General features: G+C 61.8%; 18 protein-coding genes and 1 other RNA gene. 7 read left to right on the top strand and 12 right to left on the bottom strand.

Annotated features, from left to right (window positions below; all coding sequences use genetic code 11):
* Positions 1–16: 16 nt before the first annotated feature.
* An RNA gene (rnpB, locus tag N805_RS29445) (RNase P RNA component class A) lies at positions 17–392 on the bottom strand.
* A 67-nt stretch (positions 393–459) separates the two neighbouring features.
* Entirely contained in the window at positions 460–1,254 is a 795-nt protein-coding gene (gene rsmI / locus N805_RS26955; RefSeq protein ID WP_229608674.1) for a 16S rRNA (cytidine(1402)-2'-O)-methyltransferase, read from the bottom strand.
* A gap of 267 nt (positions 1,255–1,521) precedes the next feature.
* Here rsmI and N805_RS26950 point away from each other — a divergent pair, with 267 nt between their 5' ends.
* From N805_RS26950 to N805_RS26930, 5 genes are all read left to right on the top strand, one after another.
* On the top strand, positions 1,522–3,339 hold the full coding sequence (locus N805_RS26950) for a penicillin-binding protein activator (protein WP_019471507.1): 1,818 nt from the start codon (positions 1,522–1,524) through the stop codon (positions 3,337–3,339).
* Positions 3,339–3,710 (top strand): YraN family protein, encoded by a 372-nt coding sequence (locus N805_RS30335; protein ID WP_019471506.1) that lies wholly within the window; start codon positions 3,339–3,341, stop codon positions 3,708–3,710. Before N805_RS26950 ends, N805_RS30335 begins: the two co-directional genes overlap by 1 nt.
* Before the next feature lie 86 nt (positions 3,711–3,796).
* On the top strand, positions 3,797–4,390 hold the full coding sequence (locus N805_RS26940) for a phosphoheptose isomerase (RefSeq protein WP_012274070.1): 594 nt from the start codon (positions 3,797–3,799) through the stop codon (positions 4,388–4,390).
* The gene (locus tag N805_RS26935) at positions 4,387–4,965 is read left to right on the top strand and encodes a BON domain-containing protein (RefSeq protein ID WP_016488975.1); all 579 of its coding nucleotides are present in this window, start codon (positions 4,387–4,389) and stop codon (positions 4,963–4,965) included. The genes N805_RS26940 and N805_RS26935 overlap by 4 nt, the downstream gene beginning before the upstream one ends.
* Positions 4,966–5,126: 161 nt before the next feature.
* Entirely contained in the window at positions 5,127–5,345 is a 219-nt protein-coding gene (locus N805_RS26930) for a YgdI/YgdR family lipoprotein (RefSeq protein WP_019471505.1), read from the top strand.
* Between the two features lie 51 nt (positions 5,346–5,396).
* Here the strand turns inward: N805_RS26930 and N805_RS26925 are convergent, their stop codons facing one another.
* The 7 genes from N805_RS26925 to rplM all read right to left on the bottom strand — a co-directional run bounded on the left by N805_RS26925 (position 5,397) and on the right by rplM (position 10,258).
* A complete protein-coding gene (locus N805_RS26925) occupies positions 5,397–5,825 on the bottom strand; it encodes a ClpXP protease specificity-enhancing factor (protein ID WP_019471504.1) in 429 nt (142 codons plus the stop codon).
* A 10-nt stretch (positions 5,826–5,835) separates the two neighbouring features.
* Complete coding sequence (locus N805_RS26920) at positions 5,836–6,459, bottom strand: glutathione S-transferase N-terminal domain-containing protein (protein ID WP_016498035.1); 624 nt, start codon at positions 6,457–6,459, stop codon at positions 5,836–5,838.
* Positions 6,460–6,576: 117 nt separating this feature from the next.
* A complete protein-coding gene (locus N805_RS26915; protein ID WP_012274075.1) occupies positions 6,577–7,356 on the bottom strand; it encodes a cytochrome c1 in 780 nt (259 codons plus the stop codon).
* Positions 7,356–8,567, bottom strand: coding sequence for a cytochrome b (locus N805_RS26910; RefSeq protein WP_010952438.1), 1,212 nt, complete (start codon positions 8,565–8,567; stop codon positions 7,356–7,358). Before N805_RS26910 ends, N805_RS26915 begins: the two co-directional genes overlap by 1 nt.
* Positions 8,567–9,160, bottom strand: a complete 594-nt coding sequence (petA, locus tag N805_RS26905; RefSeq protein WP_026034460.1) for a ubiquinol-cytochrome c reductase iron-sulfur subunit — start codon at positions 9,158–9,160, stop codon at positions 8,567–8,569. The genes N805_RS26910 and petA overlap by 1 nt, the downstream gene beginning before the upstream one ends.
* Before the next feature lie 262 nt (positions 9,161–9,422).
* Complete coding sequence (gene rpsI / locus N805_RS26900) at positions 9,423–9,815, bottom strand: 30S ribosomal protein S9 (RefSeq protein WP_003260797.1); 393 nt, start codon at positions 9,813–9,815, stop codon at positions 9,423–9,425.
* 14 nt (positions 9,816–9,829) lie between these two features.
* A complete protein-coding gene (gene rplM, locus N805_RS26895) occupies positions 9,830–10,258 on the bottom strand; it encodes a 50S ribosomal protein L13 (RefSeq protein ID WP_003260798.1) in 429 nt (142 codons plus the stop codon).
* Between the two features lie 258 nt (positions 10,259–10,516).
* Here rplM and N805_RS26890 point away from each other — a divergent pair, with 258 nt between their 5' ends.
* Both N805_RS26890 and N805_RS26885 read left to right on the top strand, forming a co-directional pair.
* Positions 10,517–11,557 carry an NADP(H)-dependent aldo-keto reductase gene (locus N805_RS26890; RefSeq protein WP_019471502.1) on the top strand — a complete coding sequence of 347 codons (1,041 nt, stop codon included), beginning with the start codon at positions 10,517–10,519 and terminating at the stop codon, positions 11,555–11,557.
* 189 nt (positions 11,558–11,746) lie between these two features.
* A complete protein-coding gene (locus N805_RS26885) occupies positions 11,747–12,667 on the top strand; it encodes a GlxA family transcriptional regulator (protein ID WP_177313756.1) in 921 nt (306 codons plus the stop codon).
* Between the two features lie 134 nt (positions 12,668–12,801).
* Here N805_RS26885 and zapE read toward each other — a convergent pair whose 3' ends face one another.
* The 3 genes from zapE to N805_RS26870 all read right to left on the bottom strand — a co-directional run bounded on the left by zapE (position 12,802) and on the right by N805_RS26870 (position 16,015).
* Complete coding sequence (gene zapE, locus N805_RS26880) at positions 12,802–13,896, bottom strand: cell division protein ZapE (RefSeq protein WP_019474019.1); 1,095 nt, start codon at positions 13,894–13,896, stop codon at positions 12,802–12,804.
* Positions 13,897–14,004: 108 nt separating this feature from the next.
* Positions 14,005–15,354 (bottom strand): tryptophan--tRNA ligase, encoded by a 1,350-nt coding sequence (locus tag N805_RS26875; protein WP_019473788.1) that lies wholly within the window; start codon positions 15,352–15,354, stop codon positions 14,005–14,007.
* 25 nt (positions 15,355–15,379) lie between these two features.
* Positions 15,380–16,015 carry an alpha/beta hydrolase gene (locus tag N805_RS26870; RefSeq protein ID WP_019473789.1) on the bottom strand — a complete coding sequence of 212 codons (636 nt, stop codon included), beginning with the start codon at positions 16,013–16,015 and terminating at the stop codon, positions 15,380–15,382.
* Between the last annotated feature and the right edge of the window lie 24 nt (positions 16,016–16,039).

The raw sequence follows: 16,039 nt of genomic DNA, 5'->3' as shown, positions 1-16,039 counted from the left end.
AGCAGGGGAGGAAAAGGTGGAGAGTCGATCTGTAAGCCGGGTTTTGTCGAGGACAGTCATTCCTCTACGACGGCCATCACTGGACGCCTCTAGCAACCTACCCGGTTCCGACGCGGGCCACGCCTGATGGAACCCTATTTGGTCTTGCTCCGAGTGGGGTTTACCTAGCCACGAACTGTTGCCAGCCGTGCGGTGCGCTCTTACCGCACCTTTTCACCCTTACCGGCACCGAAGTGCTTAGGCGGTTATTTTCTGTGGCACTTTCCGTAGGCTCGCGCCTCCCAGGCGTTACCTGGCACTCTGCCCTATGGAGCCCGGACTTTCCTCCCCCTGCTGTTCACACAACAAAAAGTTGCGGAACAAAAACAGGCAGCGACTGTCCGATCGACTCTCCGCCGCCAAGGTTACCGGCACGCGCGCACAAGAACAAGCAATACCGGCATTTATATCAAACTGCCACTATTCGGCTTTCTGCTTTTCCAGGGCAAGTTGATACAAAAGGTTCTTGCGCACCCCGGTAATTTCCGCCGCCAGCGCCGCCGCCCGCTTCAGTGGCAACTCGGCCAATAGCAGGTCGAGCACTCGCTGGGCCTCGGCACTGATGGCCTGCTCGCCTTCCGGCGCGCTCCAGCCGCCCACCAGTACCACGCATTCACCACGCTGCTGGTTGCTGTCGCCGGCAACGAACGCCCGCAGCTCGGCCAGCGGCAGGCCCTTGAGGGTCTCGAAGGTCTTGGTCAGTTCACGTGCCAGCAGTGCCGGGCGTTCGCCACCAAATACCAGCTCCATGTCTTCAAGGCATTCGAGGATGCGGTGCGGGGCTTCATAGAAAATCAGCGTGCGCGGCTCTTCCTTCACCTGCTCGAGGCGCGCCCGGCGCCCTGCCTGCTTGGCCGGCAGGAAGCCTTCGAAAATGAAGCGGTCCGACGGCAACCCGGCCGCCGACAGTGCGGCGATCAAGGCGCAGGCGCCCGGCACCGGCACCACACTCACCCCCGCAGCCCGCGCCTGGCGCACCAGGTGGTAGCCCGGGTCGGAAATCAGCGGCGTGCCGGCATCGGAAACCAGCGCCACATTCTCGCCGGCCAACAGCTTGGTGAGAAAACGCCCGCCCTCATCACGCTCGTTGTGTTCATGACAGGCCGCCAGCGGTGTGTCGATGCCAAAGTGTTGCAGCAGGCGGATCGAATGACGGGTGTCTTCGGCGGCGATCAGCGCCACATCCGCCAGCACCTTCAGCGCCCGGGCGCTCATGTCGTCGAGGTTGCCGATGGGGGTTGCCACCACATACAGCGTCCCCACCGTGGATTTCGAAGCCCCTGCCACATCAGTCACTGCGCACACCTGTCATTCGGATCAAAGGCGCCATTGTAGCCCGAGCGCCTGCAACAGGGCGCAAAGAACTTCGCCAGCGATCAGCGGCAAGCCACCTATAGTGAAGGATCAGCACAGCAACATCGCGCCCCGGCCAGTGCTTGGGTACAATTGCCGGCCAACTTGATCGAGTAACAGGACCTTTACATGATCGCTTGCCTGCGGCTGCTCACAGCCCTCTGCCTCGCTGCCCTGCTGGCAGCTTGCGCCAGCTCGCCCTCATCCAGCCTGGGCGAACTGCCACGCACCCCGGACGCCAGCATCGAGCAACTGCTCGAAAAAGCCGCTTCCAGCAAGTCAGCGGAAGATGCCGCCCTGCTGCGCCTGAGCGCGGCCGACCTGGCCTACAAGCAGAAGGACTTCCCACGCGCCGCACGCATTCTTGAGCAAGTCCCGCTGGACACGCTCAAGCCGGCCCAGCAAGTGTTCGCCAGCACCCTCGCGGCCGAGCTGGCCATGAGCCGCAATCAGCCCAAGGCAGCACTGACCGCCCTGGCCCACCCGAGCCTGCAACGCGTAGCCGAGCTGCCGGCAGAGCAGCAAGCGCGCACCTACAACGTGCACGCCGCCGCCCTTGAAGCCGACGGCCAGGCCCTGGCTGCCGCGCAACAGCGCGTGCTGCTGGCCCCGCTGCTCAGCGGCCAGGCTGCCAGCGCCAACAGTGACGCCATCTGGGCCCTGGTCGCCTCGTTGCCGGCCGAACAACTGCAGCAGCCAGCCAACGACCAGACCCTGGCCGGCTGGACCAGCCTGGCCTTCGCCGTGAAAAGCGCCGGCACCCTGGAACAGCAGCAAGCGGCCATCGACACCTGGGTCAAACAGCACCCGGACCACCCTGCCGCCCAGCAACTGCCGCAGGCACTGACCAAGCTCAAGGAGCTGGCCAGCCAGCCGCTGACCAAGATCGCTCTGCTGCTGCCTCAGGAAGGCCCACTGGCCGGTGTTGCCCGCGCCCTGCGTGACGGTTTCATGGCCGCGCACTTCCAGGCCCAGCAAGCTGGCCAGCCAGCGCCTGCGGTGCAAGTGTTCGACAGCTCGCGCATCGGCTCGCTCGACGATTTCTATCGCCAGGCCCAGGCCGCCGGCGTGCAACTGGTCATCGGCCCGCTTGAAAAGCCGCTGGTCAAACAACTGGCCGCCAAACCACAACTGCCAATCACCACGCTGGCCCTGAACTACGCCGACGCCGGTCAGAAGGCCCCGCCGCAGCTGTTCCAGTTCGGCCTGGCTGCCGAAGACGAAGCGCGCGAAGTCTCCCGCCGCGCCCGCGCCGATGGCATGGTCCGCGCCGTGGCCCTGGTGCCGAGTGGCGAATGGGGTGACCGCGTGTTGGCCGCCTTCCGCCAGGACTGGGAAAGCAATGGCGGCACCCTGCTCGCCGCCGAGCGCATCGCCCAGCCGGTTGCCCTGGCCCAGCAAATCGCCGACCTGTTCCAGCTGCGCCAAAGCGAAGGCCGCGCCAAGAGCCTGCAAAGCACGGTAGGCGGTAGCATCGCCGCACAACCGTCGCGTCGCCAGGATATCGATTTCATCTTCCTGGCCTCGACCCCGCAACAGGCCCAGCAGATCAAGCCGACCCTGAACTTCCAGTACGCCGGTGACGTACCGGTCTATGCCACCTCGAACCTGTACAGCGCCAGCGGCGACGTCAACCAGTACAACGACATGAACGGCATCCGCTTCTGCGAAACCCCGTGGCTGCTCGACACCAGCAACAGCCTGCGCCAGCAGGTGGTACAGCAGTGGCCGCAAGCCGCTGGCAGCCTTGGCCGCCTGTACGCCATGGGCGTCGATGCCTACAGCCTGGCACCACGCCTGGGCCAGCTGAAAGCGCTGCCGGACAACCGCGTCCAGGGCCTTTCGGGCAGCCTGAGCATCAACGCCAACCAGCGTATCGAACGCCAGCTGCCATGGGCCGAGTTTGCCGGCGGCCAGGTCAAGCGCCTGCCTGACACCGTGCGCTGATGCCGACAGCGTCGCCCACCAGCGCCGGGCAAGCAGCAGAAACCCAGGCCCTTGAGTACCTTCAAGGGCAGGGCCTGCAGCTACTGGCGCGCAATTGGCGATGCAAAGGCGGTGAGCTTGATCTGGTCATGCTTGACGCCGATACAGTAGTATTCGTCGAAGTCCGCTACCGGTTGCACGCGTGCTTCGGTGGCGCCCTCGAAAGCATCGACGGGCGCAAGCAGAAACGGCTGGTGCTCGCCGCCAGCCTGTACCTGCAGAAGGCGCCCCACTGGGGCAACCACCCCTGCCGCTTCGACGTAGTCGCCCTGCAGGGCAGCCACCATGCAGGCAGACCGCTTCAATGGCTGAAAAACGCCTTCGAATGCTGAACCCACTTCGTTTTTTTTGCTCTATGTTTCGCGGGCTGGTCGTTGATGCGCGCAGCAAAGGCCACCGCCCCACTTAAGGTCACCAGATGGACATGCAATCCCGAATTCGCCGGCTGTTCCAGGCCAGCATCGATACCAAGCAACAGGCAATGGACATCCTGGCACCGCACATCGAGCAGGCCAGCCTGGTCATGGTCAATGCGCTGCTCAACGAGGGCAAGATGCTCGCCTGTGGCAACGGCGGCTCGGCCGGTGATGCCCAGCACTTTTCGTCGGAACTGCTCAACCGTTTCGAGCGTGAGCGCCCGAGCCTGCCAGCCATCGCGCTGACCACCGACAGCTCGACCCTGACCTCGATCGCCAACGACTACAGCTACAACGAAGTCTTTTCCAAGCAGATTCGCGCCCTGGGCCAGCCCGGCGACGTTCTGCTGGCAATCTCCACCAGCGGCAATTCGGCCAACGTGATCCAGGCGATCCAGGCCGCACATGACCGCGAAATGATTGTCGTAGCATTGACTGGCCGCGACGGCGGCGGCATGGCTTCGCTGCTGCTGCCCGAAGACGTGGAAATCCGCGTCCCTTCGACGGTTACCGCACGCATCCAGGAAGTCCACCTGCTGGCGATCCACTGCCTGTGCGATCTGATCGACAGCCAACTGTTCGGGAGTGAAGAATGACCCCTATGCGCCTCGGCCTGATGGCCCTGACCCTGTGCCTGAGCGTCACTGGTTGCAGCTCGGTACTCACCTCTACCCGCAATTCGCCGATCGAAGACGATCGCGGTACGCGCACCATTGGCAGCAAGATCGACGATTCGCTGATCGAAACCAAGGCCTCGGTGAACATTTCCAAGGCCAGCCCTGACCTGGACAAGGGCTCGCACATTGTAGTCAGCAGCTACAACGGCATCGTCCTGCTGGCCGGCCAGACCCCACGCGCCGACCTCAAGAGCCTTGCCGAGCAGACCGCTAGCCAGGTACAGCGCGTCAAGAAAGTGCACAACGAGCTGCAGGTGATGCAGCCCTCCTCCATCCTGGCACGCAACAACGACGCCTGGCTGACCACCAAGATCAAGACCCAGATGCTGGGTGACAGTGCCGTGCCAAGCTCGCGCATCAAGGTGATTACCGAAAACGGCATCGTCTACCTGCTCGGCCTGGTAACCCAACAGGAGGCCAATTCGGCCACCGCCGTGGTACAGGGCGTGTCGGGCGTGCAGAAGATCGTCAAGCTGTTCGAGTACATCGACTGATTCTTTGCTGCCTGCACCGGCCTCTTCGCGGGTGAACCCGCTCCCACAGGGATCCCACAGCTTTCAAGCCTTGTGCATTCCTGTGGGAGCGGGTCTACCCGCGAAAGGGCCAGTACAAGCAACAACAATGCCCCACCTTTCAGAAACCCAGGAAACACCGCATGTCTAAGCTTCTGCTGCCTGCCCTGCTGCTCGGCACCTTCGCCACCCTGGCCGGCTGCTCCACCCCAAGCCTGATCACCCTCAACGATGGCCGTGAAATCCAGGCTGTCGACGCGCCCAAGTTTGACCGTAATGCCGGCTTCTACGAGTTCCAGCAACTCGACGGCAAGCGCACCCGCATCAACAAGGACCAGGTGCGCACCATCAGCGACCTGTAACACGCCCTTGGCGGCAAAGAAAAAGGCGATCCGGTTGGATCGCCTTTTTCGTTACTTGACCACTTTCAGGCTTGGTCGGCCAGTTGGGCGCGGCGGCTGGCCACCCCCTTCTGGCGGGCCATCATCGTCCGGCTGCACATCATCCTCTTCCAGCTCGTCGCCATCCATCGGCGACTCCAGCTCGAAGACCATGCCTTGGCCATTTTCACGGGCATAGATGCCCAGGATGGCGCCAACCGGCACGAACAGCGAATGGGCCACGCCACTGAAGCGGCCCTCGAAGCTGACCGCGTCGTTATCCATGTGCAGGCTGCGCACGGCACTTGGCGAGATATTCAAGACGATCTGGCCATCACTGGCGAAACCATCCGGCACCTGGACTTTCGGGTATTCGGCATTGACCAGCATATGGGGCGTGCAATCGTTGTCGACGATCCACTCATACAGTGCTCGAACCAGATAGGGGCGACTGGAGTTCATCAACAGCTCCTTAAAGCTTGCGCATTTCACGTTCTACGGAGGACAGGCTCGCCAGGAAAGGCTCCCGAGCGAACTGCCGCTCCATGTAATCCAGCAGCGGCTTGGCTTGCCGCGGCAATTCGATACCCAACACTGGCAAGCGCCAGAGTATGGGCAATAGACAACAATCGACCAGGCTTTGATCCTCACTCATGAAACAGGCGTACTCACCGAACAATGGCGAGACGCCGGTGAGGCTTTCGCGCAGGGCCTTGCGTGCCTCGACACGGGCGGCCTCGGTGCTGCGCGAGTCCAGCACGGTGTCGGCCAGGGCACACCAGTCGCGCTGGATGCGGTGCATCAGCAAACGGCTGTTACCCCGTGCAACCGGGTACACCGGCATCAGCGGCGGGTGCGGGTAACGCTCCTCGAGGTATTCCATCACCACGGTCGACTCATACAACGCCAGGTCACGGTCGACCAGGGTCGGCACACTGCCGTAAGGGTTTACCTCGGCCAGCTTGGCCGGCAGGCGACTGGGGTCGACATCGATGACCTGCACGCTGACACCCTTCTCGGCCAGCACAAGGCGTACCCGATGAGAATAGTGATCAGCGGGATCGGAATAGCAGGCTAACCTGTTGGTTGCGCCCATGTAGCGGCTCCTCGCACGGGATGCTTGTGCAACTGTAAATGAAAACGCGCCTGGGGCCCCCTGGCAAAACTGCCAGGGCGCCCCAGGCGCGTTCAACAACCAGAAACTACTGCGTGATCAGTGCACGTCCTTCCAGTATTCACGCTTGAGCAAATAGGCGAATACGAAGAAGAAAGCCAGGTACAGCAACACGTAGGTACCAATGCGCTGGCTTTCCAGTTTGACCGGGTTGGCCGAATAGGCCAGGAAGGTCACCAGGTTCTTGACCTTCTCGTCGAACTGCTCGGTGGTCAGGGTACCGGATTTCGGCGTGATGGTCAGCTGGTCACAGGCTTCGTGGGTGATCGGGCTGCCGGTCAACGGGTCGAATTGCTTCTTGCCATCGGTTACCGTCTGCACCTGCTTGCAGCCAATCACCTGGTTACCCTGCAAGCCCACCAGCACGTTAGGCATGCCGACGTTCGGGAACACCTTGTTGTTCACCCCGTAAGGCCGCGATGGGTCCTCGTAGAAGCTGCGCAGGTAGGTGTACAGCCAGTCGGTACCCCGCACACGGGCGACCAGTGTCAGGTCGGGCGGCGCAGCACCGAACCAGGTCTTGGCGTCACTGGGCTTCATGCCGATCTGCATGTGGTCACCGATCTTGGCACCGGTGAATACCAGCTTCTCGAGCATCAGCTCGTGGGGGATGCCCAGGTCGTCGGCTACCCGCTCGTAACGCTGAAACTTGGCACTGTGGCAACCCATGCAATAGTTGGCAAAGGTGCGCGCACCATCCTGCATGGCCGCCTTGTCGGTCAGGTCGATATCGGCCTTGTCCAGCTCCAGGCCGTGTTCGGCAGCGAAGGAAAACGCAGGCATCACTGCCAGCAAAAATACTGCAATCAACTTTTTCATCAGCCAGTCACCCTTTCCGGAACCGGTTTGGTCTTCTCGAGCCTTGTGTAGAACGGCATCAGCAGGAAGTAGGCGAAGTACAACACCGTGCACACCTGCGACAGCAAGGTACGCCCAGGTGTCGGCGCCAGAACACCCAGCACGCCGAGGATGACGAAGGACACGCAGAACACCAGCAGGAAAACCTTGCTGATCCAGCCCTTGTAACGCATGGAACGCACCGGGCTGCGGTCGAGCCAGGGCAGTACGAACAGCACGGCGATGGCCGCGCCCATGGCGATCACGCCCATCAGCTTGTCAGGCACCGCCCGCAAGATTGCGTAGAACGGTGTGAAGTACCACACCGGCGCGATGTGCTCAGGTGTCTTGAAGGCGTTGGCCTGCTCGAAGTTCGGTTTCTCCAGGAAGTAACCGCCCATTTCCGGGAAGAAGAACACCACGGCGCAGAACACGAAGAGGAACACCACCACCCCGACGATATCCTTGACGGTGTAGTACGGGTGGAACGGAATACCGTCCAGCGGAATACCGTTTTCGTCCTTTTTCTTCTTGATGTCGACACCATCGGGGTTGTTCGAACCCACTTCGTGCAGCGCAAGAATGTGCAGCACAACCAGGCCGAGAATCACGATAGGCAGGGCGACCACATGCAGGGCAAAGAAGCGGTTCAGGGTGATGCCCGAAATCAGGTAGTCACCACGGATCCACTGGGTGAGGTCGTCACCGATTACCGGGATGGCACCGAACAGGGAGATGATCACCTGGGCACCCCAGTACGACATCTGGCCCCACGGCAGCAGGTAGCCCATGAAGGCTTCGGCCATCAGCGCAAGGTAGATCAGCATGCCGAACAGCCAGACCAGCTCGCGAGGCTTCTGGTAGGAGCCGTAGAGCAGGCCGCGGAACATGTGCAGGTAGACCACGATGAAGAACGCCGACGCACCGGTGGAGTGCAGGTAGCGCAGGATCCAGCCGTACTCAACGTCACGCATGATGTACTCGACCGAAGCGAACGCCTCTTCCGCCGAGGGCGTAAAGCTCATGGTCAGCCATACACCGGTGACGATCTGATTGACCAGTACCAACAATGCCAGGGAGCCGAAGAAGTACAGGAAGTTGAAGTTCTTGGGCGCGTAATACTTGCTCAGGTGGTCTTCCCACATCTTCGTGGCGGGGAAGCGAGCATCAATCCAGTCCATGAACTTGCTCATCATGCGTTCTCCTGGTCGACGCCGATGACGATGATATCGTCCGACTCGTAAGAGTGCGGTGGCACTGGCAGGTTGAGAGGTGCCGGCTGCGACTTGTAGACACGGCCGGCGAGGTCGTAGTGGGAGCCGTGGCACGGGCAGAAGTAGCCACCCACCCATTTCGGACCAAGGTCAGCAGGCGCAACTTCCGGGCGGAAGGTGGGTGAGCAGCCCAGGTGCGTGCACAGCCCGACAAGAATGAGAATTTCCGGCTTGATCGAGCGAACCTCAGGGTCGACGTAGGTTGGCTGCACCGAGGCCTTGGACTCGGGATCAGACAAGTCACCCGTGATTTTTTTCAGGTTGCCGAGGATTTCCTGCGTTCGCCGCACGATGAATACCGGCTGGCCACGCCATTCGGCCACCATCTGCTGCCCGGCCTCGACCTTGGCGATATTGACCTTCACCGGTGCACCTGCGGCTTTCGCCTTGGCACTGGGAAACCATGACCCCACGAACGGTACCGCAGCCCCCACTGCTCCCGCTGCCCCGACCACGGATGTCGCGGCTACGAGGAAGCGGCGCCGGCCTGCGTTGACGCCGTCATTGCTCATTCAGTCCTCTCCCATCAGCTTGCTTGGCCTGTTGAACCAGGCTCGTACTTAGGTTGTGTCAATGGCACTAAAATTTGGCAGCCATGGTAAGAAACAAATCCACACACTGACAAGGTGATTACCCAAGCAACGGCCACAACCCGCGCTTTGCTTGATCTGCGTCTATGCGACAAGCGGCCACTGACATGCTGACAGGTTAGTTCAAGCCAAAAAAAAAGCCCGGTTCCAAGGAACCGGGCTTTTTTCGACTGCCGAAGCGGTATTAACGCTTGGAGTACTGAGGACGCTTACGCGCTTTACGCAGACCCACTTTCTTACGCTCGACTTCACGAGCGTCGCGGGTGACGTAGCCAGCACGACGCAGAGCGCCACGCAGGGTTTCGTCGTATTCCATCAGAGCGCGGGTGATACCGTGACGGATCGCACCGGCTTGACCGCTGACACCACCACCGGAAACGGTGACGTAGATGTCGAACTTCTCAACGGTTTCGGTCAGCTCGAGTGGCTGGCGAACAACCATGCGAGCGGTTTCGCGACCGAAGAACACGTCCAGAGAACGGTTGTTGATGGAAATGTTACCAGTACCCGGACGCAGGAATACGCGAGCGGTTGCGGTCTTGCGACGGCCAGTGCCGTAATTTTGAGTCGCCGACATAATGAACTATCCCGTTAGATCTTCAGTTCTTGAGGCTGCTGAGCAGTGTGTGGGTGAGCAGCACCCGCGTACACTTTCAGCTTGCGGTACATGTCGCGACCCAGCGGGTTCTTAGGCAGCATGCCTTTGACCGCGGTTTCGATAACACGCTCAGGGGCCTTGGCGATCAACTTCTCGAAGTTGATTTCCTTGATACCGCCCGGGAAGCCGGAGTGGGAGTAGTACATTTTGTCGGAAGACTTGGCACCAGTCACACGAACCTGCTCGGCGTTGATAACGACGATGTAGTCGCCGGTGTCAACGTGAGGGGTGTATTCTGGTTTGTGTTTGCCACGCAGACGGCTAGCGATTTCGGTAGCCAGACGACCCAGGGTCTGGCCAGCGGCGTCGACTACGAACCACTCGCGCTTTACTGTTTCCGGTTTAGCAGTAAAAGTTTTCATTCTCTAAAGCCTCAGAGGCCGCCCAGCGAAAAATAGACGGCGAATCTTACTGGATAGTGCACGGCTTGCCAAGGGCAAGCGCGCAGCCGAACACAGACGCTTTTGGGGGCTCGGGTCGGGCACGCCAATGTTCGACGGGGTTCTTCCTGCGTGATGGTGCATCACTTCCGCCACGCGGAGAGGGGCTGAATTATCCAGATTGCGAGAAAAATTTCAACCTGCTTTGATGGGCATCTATTGCCAAGGAGTGTCTAACCGATGGAATACCGCCAGCTCGGCCGTACCGACCTCAATGTCAGCGCCCTGTGCCTGGGCACCATGACCTGGGGCGAACAGAACGTTCAGGCCGAAGCCTTCGAACAGATTGCCCGGGCCAAGGCCGCCGGGGTGAACTTCATCGACACCGCCGAGATGTACCCGGTGCCGCCGCGCCCGGAAACCTACGCGGCCACCGAGCGCATCATCGGCAACTGGTTCCGTGACAACGGTGATCGCGACGACTGGGTGCTGGCCAGCAAGGTCGCAGGCCCAGGCAACGGCATCAGCCACATTCGCGACGGCCAGCTCAAGCACAACCGCCAGCACATCGTCGCGGCGCTGGAGGAGAGCCTGAAGCGCCTGCAGACCGACCGTATCGACCTGTACCAGCTGCACTGGCCGGAACGCAGCACCAACTTCTTCGGCAAGCTGGGCTACCAGCACCTGCCCCAGGACCACTTCACCCCGCTGGAAGAAACCCTTGAGGTGCTCGACGAGCAGGTACGTGCGGGCAAGATCCGCCACATCGGCCTGTCCAATGAAACGCCGTGGGGCACCATGAAGTTCCTGCAACTGGCCGATAGCCGGGGCTGGCCGCGGGCGGTGTCGATCCAGAACCCGTACAACCTGCTCAACCGCAGCTTCGAGGTGGGCCTGGCTGAAGTGGCCATCCGTGAGCAGTGCGGCCTGCTGGCCTATTCGCCGCTGGCCTTCGGCATGCTCTCGGGCAAGTACGAGAACGGCGCACGGCCGGACAACGCGCGCCTGACCCTGTTCAGCCGCTTTGCCCGCTACTCCAACCCGCAGACCGTGTCAGCCTGCAGCCGTTACGTGCAACTGGCCCGCGAGCACGGCCTGGACCCGGCGCAGATGGCCCTGGCGTTCGTCACCCGGCAGCCGTTCGTGACCAGCAACATCATTGGCGCGACCAGCCTGCAACAGCTGGACAGCAACCTGGCGAGCCTCGAGCTGAGCCTGAGTGATGAGTTGCTGGCGGCGATCGAAGCCATACACCAGGCGCAGCCGAACCCGGCGCCTTGAGCTGCAAGGGGCTGCCTTGCAGCCCCGCGGCGACACGGGGTAGACACAATCGCCAAAAAATAAGACGATCCAGCCGGTGATTGACCACTCTACCCTATAAGAACAATGACAATGATGTTTACCCAACCCTCCGCGTCGCTGCGGCGCGTCAGCATCCTGGCCATTGACAAGGTGTTTGCTTCGACCTTGATGCAGGCCAAGGACTTCTTCCATCTCGCCAGCCTGCGCTACAGCAAGCAGCTGGGCCTGGGCTTGCAGCCCATGTTCGAGATCTGCCTGGTGAGCCCCGACGGCCAGCCCGTGGACAGCTTCAGCAATGTGCAGCTACCGGTCGACGGTGGCCTGGACGACGCCGATGTGATCATCCTCCCGGCCTACTGGGACGATTTCGACAACCTCCTGCAACGTTATCCACAGGTGCTGCCATGGCTGCGTGAACAGCATGCCCGCGGTGCGGTGCTGTGCGCCGAGGCCAGTGGTGTGTTCTGGCTGGCCGAATCCGGCCTGCTCGACGGCAAGGAAGCGACGACCTACTGGCGCTTCTTCACCAGCTTTGCCGAACGCTTCCCGAAGATCCGGCTGAACCAGGACAAGCACCTGACCGACGCCGACAATATCTATTGCGCCGGCGGCGCCACGTCGGCCTGCGACCTGTACATCTACCTGATCGAGCGCTTCTGCGGCGCCAACGTGGCCCGCGCCGTATCCCGCGATATCCTCTACGAAGTGCAGCGCAACTACACCCCGGGGCGCATGGGCTTTGGCGGGCAGAAGCTGCACCAGGACCTGATCATCCTGCAGATCCAGCACTGGCTGGAGGAACACTTCGCCGACAAGTTCCGCTTCGAGGACGTCGCCCGCAACCACGGCATGAGCATCCGTAACTTCATGCGCCGCTTCCAGGGCGCGACGGGTGACAAGCCCCTGCACTACCTGCAACGGCTGCGGATCGAGACCGCCAAGGGGTTGTTGTCGAGCACGCGCAAGAGCATCAAGACCATCAGCTACGAAGTTGGCTATGACGATGCCAGTTTCTTTGCGCGGCTGTTCCGCCAGCACACCGAGCTGTCGCCGAACCAGTATCGGCAGCAGTTCATGCAAGAGGCTTGAGGGCCATGGGGCTGCTTTGCAGCCCATCGCGGCACAAGGCCGATCCTACAGGGGAACGCGATTCCATGCGGGTACGCGCTCTCTTGTAGGCGCGGCCTTGTGCCGCGAATGGGCCGCAAAGCGGCCCCAAGGGCTTAGGGCTTGTGCGCGCGCGACAGGAATTCGTGCGACTGCATCTCCAGCAACCGGCTCAGGGTGCGCTGGAACTCGAAGCTCAGGCGCCCGCCGGTGTACAGGTCTTTGAGCTCCACTTCGGCCGAGATGATCAGCTTGACGTTGCGGTCGTAGAACTCGTCCACCATGTTGATGAAGCGGCGGGCGATGTCGTCGGTGGCGACCCCCATCTGCTCCACATTGCTCAGCAGCACGGCGTGGAAGATCTTGCCCAGTTCGATATAGTCGTTCTGGCTGCGCGGCCCATCGCAGAGGGCGCGGAAGTCGAACCAGGCGACATCGTCGCAGGTGCGCAGGGCATTGATCGGACGGTTCTCGATCATCAGCACATCGTTCTCGACCGCCTGGGTGCACTCAGGCGTCAGCGCCTTGAAGCTGGCACGCATGCTCTGGTACGCCGCATCGTTGAGCGGGTAGTGGAACAGTTCGGCCTGCTCCAGGTGACGCAGACGGTAGTCGACCCCACTGTCAACGTTCACCACGTCGGTAAACTGCTTGATCATGGCAATGGCTGGCAGGAAGCGTGCGCGTTGCAGGCCGTCCTTGTACAGGCCATCCGGCACGATGTTGGAGGTGGCCACCAGCGACACGCCGTTCTTGAACAGCTCTTCCATCAGGGTGCCGAGGATCATGGCGTCGGTAATGTCCGACACGAAGAACTCGTCGAAACAGATCACCCTGGCTTCGTCGCTGAAACGCTTGGCGATGATGGTCAGCGGGTTCTTCTCGCCCTTGAGGGTTTTCATTTCCTCGTGCACGCGCTTCATGAAGCGGTGGAAGTGCGTACGCATCTTCTGCTTGAACGGCAGCGCTTCGTAGAAAGTGTCGACCAGGTAGGTCTTGCCTCGCCCTACCCCACCCCAGAAGTACAGGCCCTTGACCGGGGTCTGCTCCTTCTTGCCGAACAGCTTGCCGAACACACCAGGCTTGTTGTTCTGCGCTTGTACCAGGTCGTCGTACAGGCGCTGCAGGTGACGCACCGCAGTTTCCTGCGCCGCGTCATGGAAGAAGTCGGGACGTTTCAGATCTGCTTGATAGCGTTCTAAGGGAGTCATAATTCGTTAGCGAGGCAACAAAAAACGGGCCGTCACTGTAGCGACAGGCCCGCTTAATGGCAATCAGTCTGTGGGAGCGGGCGCGCCCGCTCCCACAGTTCGACAGCCTCAGTCCTGCTGGGGGGCCAAGGTGTCACGCAGGCTTTGAATAGCCGCATCACGAGCTTCGGCGCTGTCGAACTGCGGCCCGTCGGCAACCTGCTCGCCGTTGAGCCACAGGCCGAAGCTCAGGCCTTCGACCCGCACATCGGCCTCGCCACCCTGCTGCAGCTGCTTGCTCACGGCGCCGGCATTCTTGCCGTCAGCGAAGCTGCGCGACAGCAACAGTTGCTCACCGTCAGCGGCCAGCAGGCGGAAGCGGAAGCTGCCGTCTTCGTCACGGAAGCTGACGAACCGTGCGCTCTTGGCAGCCTTCTTCTTCACTTCGGTGCTGGCCTGCACGCTGCTGCGGAACGACCGCAGGCCCACGGCCTCGCGCAGCTGCTCAAGGAATGGCGTGGCAATCTTGCGGGCCTTGGCGGCGCCGGCCAGCAGGATGTCTTCCAGGTCCGCCGGGCGGGCGATCAGCTGGTGGTAGTACTCGCGTTTTTCAGCCAGCTGGCCATCCAGCAACTGGAACAGGCGCTGCTTGGCATCGCCCCAGCCCAGGCCCTGCAACAGCTCTTCGCGGAACCCGGCGCATTGCTCCGGCGTCGAGAAGGCCTGGTACAGGGTGAACAGGTGCGAGTTGTCCGGGTCTTTCGCTTCACCCGGCGCGCGCGAGTCGGTAACGATGCGCGAGATGGCGTCTTTCATGTCCTTGGCGCTGGTGAACAACGGGATGGTGTTGTCATAGCTCTTGGACATCTTGCGCCCGTCCAGGCCTGGCAGCGTGGCCACGCTTTCCTCGATCACCGCCTCTGGCAGGGCGAAGAAGTCCTGGCCCTGGCCGAACAGGTGGTTGAAGCGCTGGCCGATGTCGCGGGCCATTTCCACGTGCTGGATCTGGTCACGGCCGACCGGCACCTTGTGGGCGTTGAACATCAGGATGTCCGCGGCCATCAGCACCGGGTAGCTGAACAGGCCCATGGTCACGCCGGCGTCCGGGTCTTCGCCGTTCTCGACGTTCTTGTCCACCGAGGCCTTGTAGGCATGCGCGCGGTTCAGCAGGCCCTTGGCGGCCACGCAGGTCAGCAGCCAGGTCAGCTCGGGGATTTCCGGGATGTCGGACTGGCGGTAGAAGGTCACCTTGTCCGGGTCCAGGCCACCGGCCAGCCAGGTGGCGGCGATTTCCAGGCGCGAACGCTGGATACGCAGCGGGTCGTCGCACTTGATCAGGGCGTGGTAGTCGGCCAGGAAGTAGAACGAGTCGGCACCGGGCTGCTCGCTGGCACGGATCGCAGGGCGAATGGCGCCGGCGTAGTTGCCCAGGTGCGGAGTGCCGGTGGTGGTGATACCGGTAAGAATGCGCGTGGTCATGGGTGTTCGCTTATTCAGGCTTGGCTCAGTTCGAAAGGCGCGGCAGCAGCAGATCCTTCAGATCGGTCAGCTTGCCATGGAAGAAGTGTCCGCATTCTGCCACTTTCAGCAGCTCATGGGGGCGCGACAGGCTGTCGGACCATTCGTAAACCAGCTGCGGCGCGACCACTTCGTCGGCATCTGGCTGCACCACAGTGATCGGGCAGTGCTGTGGCAGCGGGAATTCGGCCGTCAGGCGCATCACTGCCGGGGCAATCATGAACAAGTGTTGCAGCGTTACCCCGGCGGCTTCCAGGCGGCCGGCCAGGCTGGTGGCAACGAAACCGCCGAACGAGAAGCCCATCAGCACCAGTGGCAGGTCGGGGTGCCTGGCGCGCAGCCAGGCGGCGGCGGCCTCGGCATCGGCCACTTCGCCGGCCCCCATGTCATGGCTGCCGGCGCTCTGGCCGACGCCACGGTAGTTGAAACGCAGGGTCACGTAGCCGGCATCGCGGGCGGTGCGTTGCAGGGTCGAGACCACCTTGTTGAGCATGGTGCCGCCCTGGACCGGGTTGGGGTGGCAGATAAGCACCGCGCCACGGGCCTCAGCCACGTCCAGGTACAAGGCTTCCAGCTGGCCGGCGGGGCCATCGATGAACAAGGGGGTTTCGCGGACAAGCAAGGCACTACTCCGTGACCTCGGGAA

The sequence above is a fragment of the Pseudomonas putida S13.1.2 genome (assembly GCF_000498395.2).
Taxonomy (GTDB): domain Bacteria; phylum Pseudomonadota; class Gammaproteobacteria; order Pseudomonadales; family Pseudomonadaceae; genus Aquipseudomonas; species Aquipseudomonas putida_Q.
This window is presented reverse-complemented; position numbering and strand designations above follow the sequence as displayed.